14 protein-coding genes are annotated in these 15678 nt (G+C 48.0%); 10 read left to right on the forward strand and 4 right to left on the reverse strand.

The genetic code is table 11. The annotated features are described in order from the left end of the window. Positions 1–64 precede the first annotated feature (64 nt). The 9 genes from AB2U10_RS04860 (at position 65) to AB2U10_RS04900 (ending at position 10286) form a co-directional block, all read left to right on the forward strand. Complete coding sequence (locus AB2U10_RS04860; protein ID WP_367913133.1) at positions 65–2260, forward strand: glutamine synthetase III family protein; 2196 nt, start codon at positions 65–67, stop codon at positions 2258–2260. Between the two features lie 2 nt (positions 2261–2262). After that, entirely contained in the window at positions 2263–2796 is a 534-nt protein-coding gene (locus AB2U10_RS04865; protein ID WP_367913132.1) for a hypothetical protein, read from the forward strand. After that, entirely contained in the window at positions 2780–3487 is a 708-nt protein-coding gene (locus AB2U10_RS04870; protein ID WP_367913131.1) for an RsmE family RNA methyltransferase, read from the forward strand. The genes AB2U10_RS04865 and AB2U10_RS04870 overlap by 17 nt, the downstream gene beginning before the upstream one ends. Positions 3488–3590: 103 nt before the next feature. Continuing rightward, positions 3591–4241 carry a DUF4159 domain-containing protein gene (locus tag AB2U10_RS04875; RefSeq protein ID WP_367913130.1) on the forward strand — a complete coding sequence of 217 codons (651 nt, stop codon included), beginning with the start codon at positions 3591–3593 and terminating at the stop codon, positions 4239–4241. A 112-nt stretch (positions 4242–4353) separates the two neighbouring features. Continuing rightward, on the forward strand, positions 4354–4932 hold the full coding sequence (locus AB2U10_RS04880) for a 30S ribosomal protein S16 (RefSeq protein ID WP_367913129.1): 579 nt from the start codon (positions 4354–4356) through the stop codon (positions 4930–4932). Between the two features lie 74 nt (positions 4933–5006). Beyond that, positions 5007–5537, forward strand: coding sequence for a ribosome maturation factor RimM (gene rimM / locus AB2U10_RS04885; protein WP_367913128.1), 531 nt, complete (start codon positions 5007–5009; stop codon positions 5535–5537). A 3-nt stretch (positions 5538–5540) separates the two neighbouring features. Further along, complete coding sequence (trmD, locus tag AB2U10_RS04890; RefSeq protein ID WP_367913127.1) at positions 5541–6218, forward strand: tRNA (guanosine(37)-N1)-methyltransferase TrmD; 678 nt, start codon at positions 5541–5543, stop codon at positions 6216–6218. A gap of 122 nt (positions 6219–6340) precedes the next feature. Further along, positions 6341–8848 carry a DNA gyrase subunit A gene (gene gyrA, locus AB2U10_RS04895; RefSeq protein ID WP_367913126.1) on the forward strand — a complete coding sequence of 836 codons (2508 nt, stop codon included), beginning with the start codon at positions 6341–6343 and terminating at the stop codon, positions 8846–8848. Between the two features lie 28 nt (positions 8849–8876). Next, the gene (locus AB2U10_RS04900) at positions 8877–10286 is read left to right on the forward strand and encodes a tetratricopeptide repeat protein (protein WP_367913125.1); all 1410 of its coding nucleotides are present in this window, start codon (positions 8877–8879) and stop codon (positions 10284–10286) included. Positions 10287–10570: 284 nt separating this feature from the next. On the opposite strand, the gene AB2U10_RS04905 is transcribed toward AB2U10_RS04900, so the two are convergent. Next, on the reverse strand, positions 10571–10981 hold the full coding sequence (locus AB2U10_RS04905) for a helix-turn-helix domain-containing protein (RefSeq protein ID WP_367913124.1): 411 nt from the start codon (positions 10979–10981) through the stop codon (positions 10571–10573). A 511-nt stretch (positions 10982–11492) separates the two neighbouring features. Next, on the reverse strand, positions 11493–12302 hold the full coding sequence (locus tag AB2U10_RS04910; RefSeq protein WP_493820241.1) for a 2,3,4,5-tetrahydropyridine-2,6-dicarboxylate N-succinyltransferase: 810 nt from the start codon (positions 12300–12302) through the stop codon (positions 11493–11495). 318 nt (positions 12303–12620) lie between these two features. Between AB2U10_RS04910 and gap the strand changes: the two genes are divergently transcribed. Then, complete coding sequence (gap, locus tag AB2U10_RS04915) at positions 12621–13634, forward strand: type I glyceraldehyde-3-phosphate dehydrogenase (RefSeq protein ID WP_367913123.1); 1014 nt, start codon at positions 12621–12623, stop codon at positions 13632–13634. A 74-nt stretch (positions 13635–13708) separates the two neighbouring features. Here the strand turns inward: gap and trmB are convergent, their stop codons facing one another. Both trmB and AB2U10_RS04925 read right to left on the reverse strand, forming a co-directional pair. Next, the gene (gene trmB, locus AB2U10_RS04920; protein ID WP_367913122.1) at positions 13709–14377 is read right to left on the reverse strand and encodes a tRNA (guanosine(46)-N7)-methyltransferase TrmB; all 669 of its coding nucleotides are present in this window, start codon (positions 14375–14377) and stop codon (positions 13709–13711) included. A gap of 3 nt (positions 14378–14380) precedes the next feature. Next, positions 14381–15676: a bifunctional folylpolyglutamate synthase/dihydrofolate synthase gene (locus tag AB2U10_RS04925; RefSeq protein WP_367913121.1), complete on the reverse strand. Its 1296-nt coding sequence runs from the start codon at positions 15674–15676 to the stop codon at positions 14381–14383. Between the last annotated feature and the right edge of the window lie 2 nt (positions 15677–15678).

Genomic DNA, 15678 nt, shown 5'->3' on the forward strand with positions numbered 1-15678 from the left:
ATAAAAGAATCAGGTATTTATTTTGTTGTAAATATAGATACTTCCTACAAAAATACCTTTTCATATGTCAGAACTTAGACGGAAAGCCATTCAGGTAGCACAATCAAGAACCATACCTGAAGTGGATATTCCTACGGGAAAAGTGAGCGAATACTACAGCTCCAATACATTCACTGATGAAGTGATGAAAGAACTACTTACCGCTGAAGCCTACGAAAAGGTATCCCAGGCCATCCGCTCGGGAGAGAACATAGAAGGAAAGGTGGCAGACGAAGTGGCTACAGCCATGAAAACCTGGGCAATCTCCAAAGGAGCTACCCATTACACCCACTGGTTTCAGCCCCTGACCGGCGGTACGGCTGAAAAGCACGATTCGTTTTTTGATGTTTCGGGAGACGGTCACGCCATAGAGAAATTCAAAGGTTCTGCTTTGGTTCAGCAGGAGCCCGATGCTTCGTCGTTTCCCAGTGGCGGCTTAAGAGCTACATTTGAAGCCCGCGGGTACACCGCCTGGAACCCTACCTCGCCGGCATTTATCCTCTATAACCGGGCCGGCAGCGGTACGCTTTGTATTCCTTCGGTTTTCTTCTCGTATTCGGGTGAGCTGCTGGACGCCAAATCGCCGCTCATTAACTCTACGGCGGCCCTTGACCGCACCGCCACTGCAGTAGCCCGGATATTCGACGAAAACGTTACCCGTGTAACCGCTACCTGCGGCATTGAGCAGGAGTATTTCCTGGTAGACAAGGCCCTGTACAACTCCCGGCCCGACCTGGTCATGTGCGGCCGTACGGTATTCGGGCACTCGCCGGCCAAAGGCCAGCAGCTGGAAGACCACTATTTCGGGTCAATTCCTACCCGGGTCAATGCCTTTATGGTAGATTTTGAATTCGAGGCCCTGAAGCTGGGTATCCCGCTGAGAACCCGGCATAACGAGGTAGCACCGGCCCAGTTTGAGGTGGCGCCCACCTTCGAGGAGATCAATATTGCCAGCGACCATAACATCCTGCTGATGGATGTAATGAAGAAAGTGGCTTCAAAGCATAATTTCCAGGTGCTGTTCCACGAAAAGCCCTTTGCCGGCATCAACGGCAGCGGCAAGCACAACAACTGGTCGTTTTCTACCGATACAGGAGTGAACCTCCTTTCGCCCAGCGATGACCCTACACGCAAGCTCATGTTTATCACCTTCCTGGTAAACGTGGTGAAAGCCGTGCATGATCACGCCGATATGCTGCGCGCCACCGTGGCCACAGCCAGCAACGAGCACCGCCTGGGGGCTAACGAGGCACCGCCGGCCATTATGTCGATCTTCCTGGGCTCTACCATGACCCGAGTGCTGGAAGAGCTCGAAAACAAGGAGAATTTCGACATAAAGATAGGGGAGAACGCCTACATCCAGCTGGGAATCAACCGGATCCCTTCTATTCTGCTCGACAACACTGACCGGAACCGCACCTCACCGTTTGCCTTTACCGGTAATAAATTTGAATTCCGGGCGGTGGGTTCGCTGGCCAACTCGGCTACGCCCATGATGGTGCTGAATACCATTGTGGCCCGGCAGCTGAACGACTTCAAGGCGGCTTACGACGAAGCCATTGCTACCGAAGGCGACAGCAACAAGGAAGGCGTGGTTCTGAAGATCCTGAAAGGATATATCAAAGATTCTAAAAACATCCTTTTTGAAGGAAACGGCTATTCCAAAGAATGGGAAGAAGAAGCCGCCCGGCGCGGACTAAGCAACATCAAGGATGTTCCGGAAGCGCTCAAGGCTTATATTTCCGATAAAACCATCGGGGTATTTGAATCCATGAAGGTGCTTAACCGGCGTGAGCTGCACTCGCGCTACGAGATCAGGGTGGAAAACTTCATCAAAAAGATCCAGATCGAATCCAGGGTGATCGGCGACCTGGCCCAAAACCACGTGGTGTCTACCGCCGTGAAATACCAGACCCGCCTGGCCGAAACCGCCAAGGCCCTGGTAGACCTGGGCTTAAAAGAAGAAGCCGACCCGATCATCAATATCATCAAAACCATTTCTTACCGGGTGAAAGTGATCACTGAAAACGTGAAGCTGATGACCAACGCCCGTAAAAAAGCCAATAACCAGGACGACGTCTTTGAAACAGCCCATATTTACTCTGCAGAAGTAAAGCCTTATTTTGATATTATCCGGAGGCAGGTAGACAAGCTGGAGCTGATGATTGACGACCAGGACTGGCCATTAACCAAATACAGGGAACTTTTATACGTTAGATAAAAATGAATGCAGGTTACACCCAGGAAGAAATTGATCTTCTGAAAGAAGAATGTGAAGAGCTCGGCCTGAGCTTTGTGCTCGTTGACGAAGACGATGAGCCCGAAGAGGAGGCCGATTACGTGCAGTTCCAGTTTGTGGGAAAGCACGAAGGCAAAGAGGTCATCTACGATGCGGTACTGAGTACCCTATCGATGCACCACAGCAGCCGGCTCTACGAAGAAGCCGAGAAAAAGGTAGCAAAGATCTACAAAGATTTTGTGCCTTATGAGCTGAGAGACGAAAACACGCCGGTAAACGAAGAAGCCGAGCTGATGATGGAAGAGTTTATCCAGGAAATGGAAGACGAAGAAACCATCAAGGTGGCAGAGTTTGTGGAAATCGACCTCGACTTTGATTTCGGTATCGGCATAGACGCCGCGTTAAACGTGGAAGAAATTACGGCAGATGTCATTGAAAAGTTCATTTCCGACTTCAATAACGGTACATTGAAGCTGGATAAAACCTTGTATAGCTTTAAGGATGGATTTGAAGACTGATTTCTTGTTTTATAGTCCTGATATAGAAAAAACGCAGGCTTTAGACCCAATAGAATCACTTCACGCCGTTAAAGTTCTCCGGAAAAGACAGGGAGATTTAATTCAGGTTACAGACGGAAAGGGCGGGTGGTTTCGCTGCGAGATCACCCGTCCGGATCCGAAATGCTGTCGGGTGAACATCCGGTCGGCAGAATACGGCTATCAGCAGCCCGATCGCGGCATTTATATCGCCATCAGCCCCACCAAAAACAGTGACCGGATCGAATACTTCCTGGAAAAGAGCATTGAAATAGGGATTTCGGGCGTTTTTTTTCTCAAAACACAGAATACCTATCCAAAGAAGATCAACCGCGAAAGGCTGGAAAAAATTGCGGTATCGGCCATGAAGCAGTCGCTCAAAGCCTACCGGCCCGAACTTTCCGACCTGGTCAGCTTTTCTGACTTTGTCAAAGCATCCGGTTCTTTTACCCATAAATACATTGCGCACCTGAACGATACGGCCACCGATATCATGGACATCCCGATGGGCGACAGGATGCTGGTGGTGGTGGGTCCGGAAGGCGATTTTTCAAAAGAAGAATTGCAGATGGCTGCTGAAAACGGTTTCAAGACCATAACTTTGGGCAAAAGCCGCCTGCGCACCGAAACGGCAGGGGTGTTTGCGGCCAGTATACTTAATGCAAGAAAGTAATCTCGTGCCGGCTTACCGGCAGATTTCAAAGTACCCGACACTCGGCACTAAAAACTCGGTACTCGGTACTCGGAACTAAGTACTCGGAACTAATATAACATTTATGAAGAAGCTCACCCTGTTTATATACCTCCTGGCCCTTTCACTGCCGGGAACCGCCCAGGTCAGGATTGCCAAGCTGAAATACAACGGCGGAGGTGACTGGTATGCCAATAAAACCGCGCTGCCTAACCTCATCCGGTTTTTTAACCAGAACCTGAAAGGGAATATCTACCCCGAAGAAGACATTATTGAAGTGGGCGACAGCAAGATATTCCAGTACCCCTACGTATACATGACCGGGCACGGTAACGTGGTTTTCAGCGAGCGCGATGTGGAAAACCTGCGGAAATACCTGTTGGGAGGCGGTTTTCTCCATATTGATGACAATTACGGGATGAACGAGTTCATCCGGCGGGAAATGAAAAAGGTCTTCCCGGAGCACACTTTCGTGGACCTGCCGTACAGTCACCCGATCTACCACCAGAAATACGCCTTTCCGGGCGGCATACCCAAGATTCATGAGCACGACAACAAGCCGCCCCAGGGCCTGGGTATCCTGCACGAAGGCCGGCTGGTATGCTTCTTTTCGTATGAAACCGACCTCGGAAACGGGTGGGAAGACCGATCGGTGCACAACGATCCCGAAGAAAAACGCCAGGAAGCCCTCCGAATGGGCGCCAATATCCTCCAGTTTGCTTTTACCAGCTATTAATCCCGGACAAAAACAACGAAAAATTGAAATCTCCCGATTGTTTATCCAAATAAAACCCGTATCTTTGCACTCCAATTTTTAACAGGGACGGGTTCCCATAAAATAAAAACCAATGGCAGTAAAAATCAGATTAGCAAGAAGAGGTCGTAAAAAACATCCTGTTTATGACATCGTTGTTGCAGATTCTCGTTCACCACGTGATGGTAGATTTATCGAGAAATTAGGGCAGTACAACCCGCATACCACGCCTGCTTCCATCTACCTGAAAGATGAGAGAGCATTGTACTGGATGCAGGTAGGAGCTCAGCCTACAGACACCACCCGCAAAATCCTGAGTGTAAAAGGCGTTATGCTGAAAAAACACCTCCAGATCGGTGTGGAAAAAGGAGCGATCACGCAGGAGCAGGCCGATGCTAAATTCCAGTCGTGGGTAGATGCCAAAGCTACTATACGGGAAGAAAAGCTGGCTAAGCTGGCTACCGGTAAAGAAAGCGCTAAAAAAGCCGTTCTCGAAGCCGAACGCAAGAAAAAAGAGGAGATGATCGAAGCGAAAAAGAAAGCGGAAGCGGCCCTGATCGCTGAAGCAGAAGCTACCGAAGAAGCTCCGGCTGCATCAGAAGAAGAAACTCCGGCAGAGGAGGCTCCGGCTGCAGAAGCTGCAACCGAAGAAACAGCTTCTACGGAAGAATAATAGCCGATGAGTAAGGTTTTCAGGATCCCCGCAAGTATATTGCGGGGATTTTTTATTCGGAACCAATAACTAATATGCAAAAATCAGATTGCTTTTCTTTAGGCAAAATTACCAAAACGCACGCCCTGAAAGGAGAGGTCATTATCTTCCTCGACGTGGATGCGCCCGAATATTACAATAATCTCGAAGCCGTTTTCCTGGAAATCAAAGGACAGCTGGTTCCCTATATCATCGAAGAGCTGCAGGTCAAAGGCCGTAAGTCTATCCTGAAGCTGGAAGACATCAATTCCATAGAACAGGCCGAAACCATTGTGAATGCGGAGGTCTGGCTGCCGCTTACCGCGCTCCCGGACCTGAAAGGCAACCAGTTTTATTACCACGATGTGATCGGCTACGAGATTCATGACGTTTCTTCAGGCACCACCATCGGGAAGCTCAAAGCTATTTACGAAAGTACCGGCCAGGATCTTTTTGCCATTGAGGCCGAAGACAAAGAGGTGCTGGTGCCTATTGTAGACGACTTCATTCACAGGATCGATCGTGAAAATCAAAAAATTGAAGTAAAGCTGCCGGAAGGCCTCCTGGAGATTTACATGAATCCGTGAACTATGAGAATTGATATTATCAGCTGTCAACCCGGGCTGGTAGAGGGCTTTCTGAGCCAGTCTATCGTAAAAAATGCCGTTCAGAGTCAACTCGTCGATATCCGCCTGCACGACCTGAGACCCTACGGACTGGGCAATTACAAACAGATTGACGACTACCAGTATGGCGGCGGCGCCGGGATGGTGCTGATGGCCGAACCGCTGGCCCGGCTCATTCGTGACCTGCAGGCAGAATTCACCTACGACGAGGTGATCTACATGACCCCTGACGGCGATACGTTTAACCAGAAAACCGCTAACCGCCTTTCCCTGAAAAAAGGGATCATCTTTATCTGTGGCCATTACAAAGGCATAGACCAGCGCATACGCGACATGTTTGTTACCCGTGAGATCTCGATAGGCGACTACGTGCTCTCCGGCGGAGAGATTGCCGCAGCCGTGGTTACCGACGCCATCGTACGGCTCATACCGGGTGTGATCAACGACGAAACCTCGGCCCTTACAGACTCTTTCCAGGACAATCTCCTGGCTCCGCCGGTCTACACACGTCCGGCCGATTTTGAAGGGCACCTGGTGCCCGATGTGCTGTTATCCGGCAACGAAAAGCTCATCCAGGAATGGCGAATGGAAAAATCAATAGAAAGGACCACCCTCAGGAGGCCTGATTTATTAGATAAATGATTGCGAAAATAGTAATATTTACGTATTTTTGACCATTAATGTCTGAGCATGTCTGAATCTTGCGGAAGCAAATTTCAAATAGGCTCGTAAACGCACTTTAGAAACATTTTTCACAATAATTTATGGCAGAAGAGACTGAAAATCCCGATTTGGGTGCCGGTACCATAATCCCGATCAATATTGAAGATGAAATGCGTGGCGCGTATATCGATTACTCGATGTCGGTAATCGTTTCACGTGCTTTGCCGGATGTACGCGACGGCTTTAAACCGGTTCACAGAAGGGTGCTTTACGGAATGTCCGAACTGGGCGTATTCCATAACCGGCCTTACAAAAAATCAGCCAGGATAGTAGGAGAGGTGCTGGGGAAATACCACCCGCACGGTGACTCTTCCGTTTACGACACCATGGTACGGATGGCCCAGGACTGGTCACTGCGGTACCCGCTGGTTGACGGACAGGGGAACTTCGGTTCGGTAGACGGTGACTCTCCGGCCGCGATGCGTTATACCGAGGCCCGCCTCCGGCGGATAGCGGAAGAAATGCTGGCCGATATCAATAAAGAAACGGTTGACTTCCAGGGAAACTTCGACGACTCCCTGACCGAACCTTCCGTTCTGCCTTCGCGTATCCCGAACCTCCTGTTGAACGGAACATCGGGTATTGCTGTAGGTATGGCCACCAACATGGCCCCGCATAACCTTTCAGAGGTAACAGACGGCATCACGGCCTACATCAATAACCCCGAAATCACCATTGAAGAGCTGATGCAATACATCAAAGCTCCTGACTTTCCGACCGGTGGTATCATTTACGGGTATGGCGGCGTGAAATCTGCCTTTGAAACCGGCAGAGGCCGCGTGGTGCTTCGCTCCGTAGCCAATTTTGAAGTATCCAAAACCGGCAAGGAGCAGATTGTGGTCACGGAGATCCCGTACCTGGTCAACAAAGCCAACATGATCGAACGCACGGCCGTGCTGATCAATGAGAAAAAGATCGAGGGCATTTCCGATATCCGCGATGAATCAGACCGCCTGGGACTGCGCGTGGTATACGACCTGAAAAGAGACGCCGTACCCAATGTGGTACTCAACAACCTGTACAAATATACCCAGCTGCAATCTTCTTTCAGCATCAATAACGTGGCCCTGGTGAACGGACGCCCCGAGATTCTGAACCTGAAAGAGCTCATTGAGCATTATGTAAAACACCGGATCGAGGTCATTACCCGCAGAACCCAGTACGACCTGAAAGAAGCCGAAAAACGGGCTCATATCCTGGAAGGCCTGCTGATTGCGCTGGACCACCTCGACGAAGTGATCGCCCTGATCCGGAGCTCGAAAGACCCGGATGAAGCCCGCAGCGGACTGATGGAGAAATTCTTACTCTCCGAAATACAGGCCCGGGCTATCCTCGATATGCGGCTTCAGCGTCTGACCGGCCTGGAGAGAGAGAAAATTGTGGAAGAATACCGGCAGATCAAAGAGCTGATCGAAGAGCTGAAATCTATCCTGGCATCGGAAGAAAAGAAAAAAGAGCTGATCAAAACCGATCTCCAGGACATCAAAACCAAATACGGTGATGAAAGGCGGTCCAAAATTGAAATGGCGGGCGGCGAATTCAACATCGAAGACATGATTCCTGATGACGAGATGCTGGTGACCGTTTCCAGCCAGGGATACATCAAACGAACCAACCTTTCCGAATACCGGAGCCAGAGCCGGGGCGGTACTGGCTCAAGAGGCGTGAAGACCAAGGACGACGACTATACCGAGCACCTCTTCATGGCCACCAACCACAACTACCTGCTTTTCTTTACAGAGAAAGGCCGGCTTTACTGGCTGAGGGTTTTTGAAGTTCCGGAAGGCAATAAAACCTCGAAAGGCAGGGCCATTCAGAACCTGATCAACATTGAATCAGACGACAGGATCCGGGCGGTTCTTAACGTAAAAACCCTTTCAGACGAAGACTACATCAAGAACAACTATATCGTGATGTGTACACAGAACGGTACTGTGAAGAAAACCCTGCTGGAGCTCTATTCAAGGCCTCGCCAGAACGGTATTATCGCCATCAATATCAACGAGGGTGACCAGCTGATCGATGTGGCCCTGACCAACGGCAACGATTATATCATCATTGCGGCAGGGCAGGGGAAAGCGGTCCGCTTCCACGAGTCGGGAATCCGGCCGATGGGCAGGGGAGCTACCGGTGTAAGAGGGATCAACCTGGCCGATGACGACAAGGCGATCGGCATGATCTGTGTGAGCCGTGAAGATGCCCAGTTGCTGGTGGTATCTGAAAAAGGCTTTGGTAAACGTTCGGATATAGAAGATTACCGGATCACTTCCCGGGGTGCAAAAGGTGTAAAAACTTTGAACATTACGGATAAAGTAGGTAATTTAGTTGCCATAAAAGAAGTAACCGACGACGATGACCTCATGATCATCACCACCCGCGGTATTGCCATCCGGATCCACGTATCGGATCTCCGGGTAATGGGAAGAAATACGCAGGGGGTGAAGCTGATCAAGCTCAACGACAAAGACGGCATAGCTTCTGTAACCCGTATTATCCGGGAAGAAGACGAGGAGGAGCAGGGTGAGGATGAAACCACTTCTGAAGAATAAAAAACGTAAAACAAAACCGTAACATAGAATGAAAAAACTAGTTTTAAGCGCATTCGGCAGCTTTATAGCGCTGGCCGCGCTGGCTCAGCAGGATGCCTCTTTACAGGCGATAGAATGTAAGGGGTATGCTGATGCCGTAGCCAAAAATCTGAAGAATACCGAAAATGCGAAAAAAGCGGAAAAAAGCGCTACATGGGTAGCCCTGGGCGATTCTTATCTTAACCTGGCACAAAGGTGTACAGATGACTCTACCGCCGCCATGAAAGCGGAAAATGCTTATAAAAAGGCGTTGGAAATAGAGAATGCTGCCGGAGGCAAAAAAGCAAAAGATATCGAAACCTCTTTGAAAAGTCCGGAACTGGCTTCTGCATTCCTGATGCAGGGTGCCGGCTTCTACAATAACAAAAACTACAAGAAAGCAGCCGAATTCTTTGGGAAAAGTGCATCTATCAGCCCTAAAGATACAACTGCCGCTCTTTATGCCGGTATTGCTGAGCAATTGCTGGAAAATAACGCCGGAGCTCTTGCTCATTTGAATAGCTTTATTGCTAACGGAGGTAAAGATGTCAGCGTATTTTACAGTGTGGCACAGATTTACAAATCGGAAAAGAAATTTGACGAGGCGACTGCCGTTCTGAAAAAAGGAATGGAGGTCAACCCTGAAAACAAAGACCTTCCGAACGAGCTGATCAACGTTTACCTGGCTTCCAACAATATTGACAAGGCCATTGCCGACCTCGAAGTGCTGGTGAAGAAAGATCCGAGCAACCTGATCAACCTGACCAACCTGGGTCTGATTTATGACTCCAAGGCACAGGAAATGGGCAATGAGCTGAATAAAATCCAGGATAAGCTGGCAGAAAGCAATACTGAAAAGCTGGATAAGAAATTACTGGCTGAGCAGGATAAGCTGGCCGCTTATGATTCGGAGATCGCTTCGTTGAACGCCAAGCTGAAAAAAGAACCGAAAACAGCGGCTGCTACCAAGAAACGTCTTACCGAAATCACCGAGCAGAAAGCAGATATCGAAAAGGGTATAGCTTCACTGATCAGCGAGATCCAGCAGAAAAAATCAGCTGCAGCGGGCAATACCGAATTAAATGCCAAAGCTGAAAAGCTGGCCGCCCAGCAAAAAGAAGCAAAAGACAAAGCTTCTGAAACGTATCACAAAGTACTCGAAAAAGATCCTAACAGCTACGAAGCGCTTTACAACCTGGCCGTATTGAACTACAACGAGGGCGTAGAGATCAAGAAAATCGTAGACTATATGGATATCGCTACGTACAGGAAAGAAGGTAAGGCCATTGAAGACAAAGCCTGTGCCAAGTTTTTGACCTCAAAACCGTTCTTTGAAAGAGCTTCCAAACTGAAGCCCGATGATGACATAGTGAAAGAAAGCCTTTCCAACCTGGAGAGAATCCTGGAACAATGTAAATAAGAATAGAGAAACGGATATAAACAGGGCTGCGTTCTGAGAACGCAGCCCTGTTTTTTTTTTATTATCACCGCACAATCACTTTATCTCTGCCGATCACGGAGATCGGTGAGAGGATTGGTAAGGCATTCCAGGCATTCATGAAAACACAGGAATCTTTATTTAACATAATATTAATTATACAACAATAGTATTGCAGACCCTGGGGAAGCCCCACAGGCCTTAAATAAACTCCATTCATGGAAACAACCATCCCCGGTAAATAGAAAAGCTCCGGTAAGCCCGGGTTAAGAAAATGCTTCCGGGCTATAGACTTTAAAGGTATCGTCCGAATAGAAAAACATGACTTTGGTGAGAACCCGTCCGGGTTTGGGTTCGGCCTGAGAATGGAGTATTTCCGGCTCGCCTGCCTCAGTGCCCGAACCATTCGATTCTCGTGCGGAAGCAGAAAAGTCGTTGTTTTCCTTAATAGTCCTGATTACTTCCGGATCCAGGTCCTGGTCGTCACCAATCCAATTGTATTCCAGCTCCGGAAACCGCTCTACAATCTTCTGAATAATATCGAGGCTGGGTTTGTTCCTTTCCGTCAGGATATGGCTTATAATAGGCCGTTTAACGCCTATTACATCAGCAAACCGTGTAGAGCTGAGCTCCAGGCCCAGGATCAGTGCTTCTATTTTATCTCGTAATGAAGACATTCTAACCGGGAAATAACATTTGAAAATTATTCAAAGTAACAATAGTATTTCCTGATTTACAAAAGTTATTTATAAAATTTTCATTTGTAATTAGATAATTTACAATTGTTAATTTTAGATATATTTATAGATAATTAATTGTAACTGTTTAATAAATAGTATTTTGTATTATTCCAATAAGAAGACATATGGCTATATATAATTATCCAAAATAATTATACCCGGGTGTTTGGAATTACAATTCTTTATGGTTTACATTTGCAATGTGAAGTCGGGGATGACCGGCTTACGTGCTGAAATAAATAACTTACGTGCTTTCCTTATACTACACATGGAGTTGCCTGATCACATTTTTGTTTAGACAACTCCATGTATTCAGATCTAGGCTTTCCTGATAAAAAATATATAGGTTTAAGAATCCATTTTAATCAAAAAGGCCCCGGAAATTTCCAGGGCCCTTTTTATTTTTTACCATATAAGGCATATGAGGCATAGAAGTATTTTTTTATGGTTACACAGTCACATTATTCTCCCGCAACGCCTCATTCAACGAAGTCTTCAGATCCGTGCTGGCCTTTCTCTTACCAATAATCAGCGCACAGGGCACACCGTATTCGCCCGCAGGGAATGATTTGTTGATCGTACCCGGGATAACCACTGAGTTTTCGGGCACATAACCCGTGTATTGTACAGGCTCCGGACCCGTCACATCGATAATTTTAGAACTACCGGTAATGGTAACTCCTGCACCCAGCACGGCCCGTTTCCCGATGTGCGCTCCTTCCACCACAATACAGCGTGAACCGATAAAGGCGCCGTCTTCCACAATGACCGGTGATGCCTGGGCCGGCTCAAGCACGCCACCGATGCCCACACCACCGCTCAGGTGCACATCTTTGCCGATCTGGGCACAGCTGCCCACCGTGGCCCAGGTATCTACCATAGTGCCCGAATCCACATAAGCTCCTATATTCACATAGCTCGGCATCAGGATAGCACCCGGGGCAATATAAGCGCCATACCGCACTACTGCCGGCGGAACCACCCGTACACCCAATTTTTCATAATTGCCCTTTAATTGCATTTTATCGTGATATTCGAAGATTCCCGCCTCCATTTTTTCCATTTTCCGCAAAGGGAAATAAAGGATAATCGCTTTTTTGACCCATTCATTAGTTTTCCACTCTCCGTTACTATCCATATTAGCAACCCTGAGCTCACCGGCATCTACCATAGCAATAGCCTTTTCTATGGCTTCTACCGTTTCCTTTTCCTTAAGTAATTCCCGGTTTTCCCAGGCGGCTGAAATAATCTGCTCCATTTGAATATTATTGATATTTACTTTATTTACTTATACTGTTACTATTCAACTATAAAATACTGGTTTTGTCTACAATAGGATTATTCCTCTACCCCTTCCCTCCTATTTCCGTCTTGTACTTTTTATGGCCGAATATTATTCTGTTTTACAAGCGGTGCTGTAAAGTTAATCAAATCTGCTGCTTGTGGTAATAAAAAGTAATATGCTATTTTAATTAGTCTTTGCTTCTCCCCTTATTCCGGTATAAATTACATCAAAATCAACATCCTGTTTAACCAGAAAAATGCTAACTTTGCAGAAACTTAACGACATAATCAAATGAGAGAAATTAAAGTTGCGATTAACGGATTCGGCAGAATCGGACGTCTTGTTTATCGTCAGATTTACAACATGCAAGGTATTGATGTGGTAGCGATTAACGATCTTACCAGCCCCAAAGTTCTGGCGCATCTGTTAAAATATGATACGGCACACGGCAGATTCAACGGTACCGTGGAATCTACCGACAACTCAATAATCGTAGACGGAGATACCATTAATATTTATGCACAGAAAGATCCGGCCCAGATTCCATGGGGCAACCACGATGTGGATGTGGTGCTGGAATGTACCGGGTTCTTTGCCGATGCCGAAAAAGCAAAAGCACACATCACGGCCGGGGCGAAAAAAGTAGTGATTTCTGCTCCTGCTACCGGAGACCTGAAAACCATTGTATTCAACGTTAACCACCAGATTCTTGACGGTTCGGAAACCATCATCAGCTGTGCTTCCTGCACCACCAACTGCCTGGCTCCCATGGCCCAGGTACTGGATGAGAAATTCGGTATCGTTAACGGTCTGATGACCACGGTTCACGCCTATACCAACGACCAGAATACACAGGATGCACCGCATCCGAAAGGCGATCTGAGAAGAGCAAGAGCTGCTGCGCAGAACATCGTTCCCAACAGCACAGGCGCAGCCAAAGCCATCGGCCTGGTGCTTCCCGGCCTGAAAGGCAAGCTGGACGGCTCAGCTCAGCGTGTACCTACCCTTACCGGATCACTGACCGAGCTTACCGTTATCCTGGGTAAGAAAGTGACCGTAGAAGAGCTGAACGACGCTATGAAGGCTGCAGCCAACGAAAGCTTCGGTTACACAGAAGACGAAATTGTGAGCAGCGATATCATCGGCATGCATTTCGGATCGCTTTACGATGCCACTCAAACCCGCGTTCAGAGCGTAGGCGATACCCAGCTCGTAAGAACCGTATCGTGGTACGATAACGAAATGTCATACGTTTCTCAATTGGTAAGAACGGTGAAATATTTCGCAGAATTGATTTCTAAGTAATAGAAAGCGAATTATATCAGCTATTAGCTCAATAGAAGAAATTTAAGTTTTCTATATTAGCTGATAGCTGATAGCTACTTTTTCTTATGTAACCGGGCCTTCAGGTAATTAATGGTGGCCCCCCGCTCCGTAAAAAAGCGCTCATAATGCGTTACAATCTCGAAATGACCTTCCATTAAGGGTGAATTGTATAAGTCCGTGGTAGCGTCCAGGATCTCAAATTCCGGGTCACTTTTCATGACCTCCAGCGAGTAATCGAACAAAAAACGGCTATCGGTTTTCAAATGGAATATCCCGCCGTCTTTCAGGTAGGTTTTGTACAGGTTCAGGAATCGCGTATTGGTCAGCCGCCGCTTTTCTTCTTTGTCGCGGGGTTGCGGATCAGGATGAACCAGCCAGATCTCCGACACCTCATTTTCTTCAAAAAATTCATCGAGAAACTGGATACCCGTACGCAGAAAAGCCACGTTTTTCAGGGCCAGCTCACCGGCCCGGGCGCTTCCCCGGGCTATCCGGTCGCCCTTGATGTCGATACCAATGAAATTACGCTCCGGTAAGCGGCTGCCCAGTCCCACGGTGTATTCACCCTTACCGCAGGCCAGCTCCAGCACAAGTGGATTCTTGTTCTTAAAATACACCTCATTCCATTTTCCTTTGATCGTTGTGTAGAGCTCTTTACCGCGTTCTATCACATTGCCGGCCTCTGCATTGTGCCGGAACCTGCTTAATTTTCTTCTTGACACGTTCTATAAATCGTTTATTTCTGCTACCAGGTAGGTGCTGCCCCCGATAAAAATAATATCCTCAGCACCGGCTTCCTGCCGGGCTTTCTCAATCGCCTGGTTGACATTATCAAAAATGCTAATTTCTTTAGCTTTTTTAAATTCCAATTGCCGGAGATGCTCCTTCTTCCGGGCCCTGAAGGAGTCAAATTCGCAGAGGTATACAATAGCCCCTTCCGGTATATATCCGCTCAGGTTGGTGATATCCTTGTCCTGTACAAAGCCCAGGATAAAGTACAATTGCCGGTGCGGCTCGCGCTGTATGCGGTTCAGGGTGATCCGGAACGCCTGGTCGTTATGGCCGGTATCACAGATCATCAGCGGCTGTTTACCCAGGATCTGCCAGCGCCCTTTTAAGCCTGTATTGACAATTACCTTATCCACCCCCAGCCCGAATGCCTCATCACTGATAGCATAGCCTTTTTTACGCAGCTGCTCCACAGCTTCGGTTACTCCTGTAATATTGGCTTTCTGGTAAGAACCGGTCAGGCCGGAGCGCAGCGTATAGGTCCGCCCGTCTTTCCGGTTAACCAGCTTTACGTGAAGATGATCTACGGTTTCTTCTCCCGCCTCAGTGAGCCATTCGTCCTGCGCAAAGTACAGGGGAGCGCCCTGCCGGGCCGCTGTTTCCGTAAAAACCGGCCGGGTTTCGGGCAGATACTCCGAAACCACTACCGGCACACCCGGCTTGATAATACCGGCCTTCTCCCCGGCAATCTTATCCAGCGTGTGGCCCAGCACATCGGTATGGTCAAACCCGATATTGGTGATCAGGGAAAGATCCACATTGCTAATTATATTAGTCGAATCCAGCCGGCCGCCCAATCCCACTTCAATAACGGCCACATCCACTTTTTCATCAGAAAACGTTTTGAAGGCCAGGGCTACCGATACCTCAAAAAATGACGGCCTGAGATTTTGAAATTCATGGGCATAGGTACGGACAAAATCAATTACGCAATTCTCAGGCACCAGCTTTCCGTTGATCCGGAACCGTTCTCGGTAGTCTTTTAAATGCGGAGACGTGTAAAGGCCTGTTTTATAACCGGCTTCCATCAGTATAGAAGCCAGGAAATGGGAACTGCTGCCCTTACCGTTGGTGCCGGCCACATGAATGCTTTTGAAATTGTCCTGGGGATTTCCCAGTATTTCACAAAGGCGGGTAATGTTGGTCAGCCTGGGCCGGATGGCTTTTTTCCCGATCTTCTGAAAAGTGGGAAGTTGACTATACAGATAGTCAACGGTTTCCTGGTAGGTCATGG

This window comes from Leadbetterella sp. DM7 (assembly GCF_040829825.2).
In the GTDB taxonomy this organism is placed as follows: domain Bacteria; phylum Bacteroidota; class Bacteroidia; order Cytophagales; family Spirosomataceae; genus Leadbetterella.

Excerpts from the sequence above, each read along its gene's own strand:
- AB2U10_RS04860 (WP_367913133.1), top strand. The coding sequence starts at position 65 with ATGTCAGAACTTAGACGGAAAGCCATTCAGGTAGCACAATCAAGAACC.
- AB2U10_RS04865 (WP_367913132.1), top strand. The coding sequence starts at position 2,263 with ATGAATGCAGGTTACACCCAGGAAGAAATTGATCTTCTGAAAGAAGAA.
- AB2U10_RS04870 (WP_367913131.1), top strand. The coding sequence starts at position 2,780 with ATGGATTTGAAGACTGATTTCTTGTTTTATAGTCCTGATATAGAAAAA.
- AB2U10_RS04875 (WP_367913130.1), top strand. The coding sequence starts at position 3,591 with ATGAAGAAGCTCACCCTGTTTATATACCTCCTGGCCCTTTCACTGCCG.
- AB2U10_RS04880 (WP_367913129.1), top strand. The coding sequence starts at position 4,354 with ATGGCAGTAAAAATCAGATTAGCAAGAAGAGGTCGTAAAAAACATCCT.
- rimM (WP_367913128.1), top strand. The coding sequence starts at position 5,007 with ATGCAAAAATCAGATTGCTTTTCTTTAGGCAAAATTACCAAAACGCAC.
- trmD (WP_367913127.1), top strand. The coding sequence starts at position 5,541 with ATGAGAATTGATATTATCAGCTGTCAACCCGGGCTGGTAGAGGGCTTT.
- gyrA (WP_367913126.1), top strand. The coding sequence starts at position 6,341 with ATGGCAGAAGAGACTGAAAATCCCGATTTGGGTGCCGGTACCATAATC.
- AB2U10_RS04900 (WP_367913125.1), top strand. The coding sequence starts at position 8,877 with ATGAAAAAACTAGTTTTAAGCGCATTCGGCAGCTTTATAGCGCTGGCC.
- AB2U10_RS04905 (WP_367913124.1), bottom strand. The coding sequence starts at position 10,981 with ATGTCTTCATTACGAGATAAAATAGAAGCACTGATCCTGGGCCTGGAG.
- AB2U10_RS04910 (WP_493820241.1), bottom strand. The coding sequence starts at position 12,302 with ATGGAGCAGATTATTTCAGCCGCCTGGGAAAACCGGGAATTACTTAAG.
- gap (WP_367913123.1), top strand. The coding sequence starts at position 12,621 with ATGAGAGAAATTAAAGTTGCGATTAACGGATTCGGCAGAATCGGACGT.
- AB2U10_RS04925 (WP_367913121.1), bottom strand. The coding sequence starts at position 15,676 with ATGACCTACCAGGAAACCGTTGACTATCTGTATAGTCAACTTCCCACT.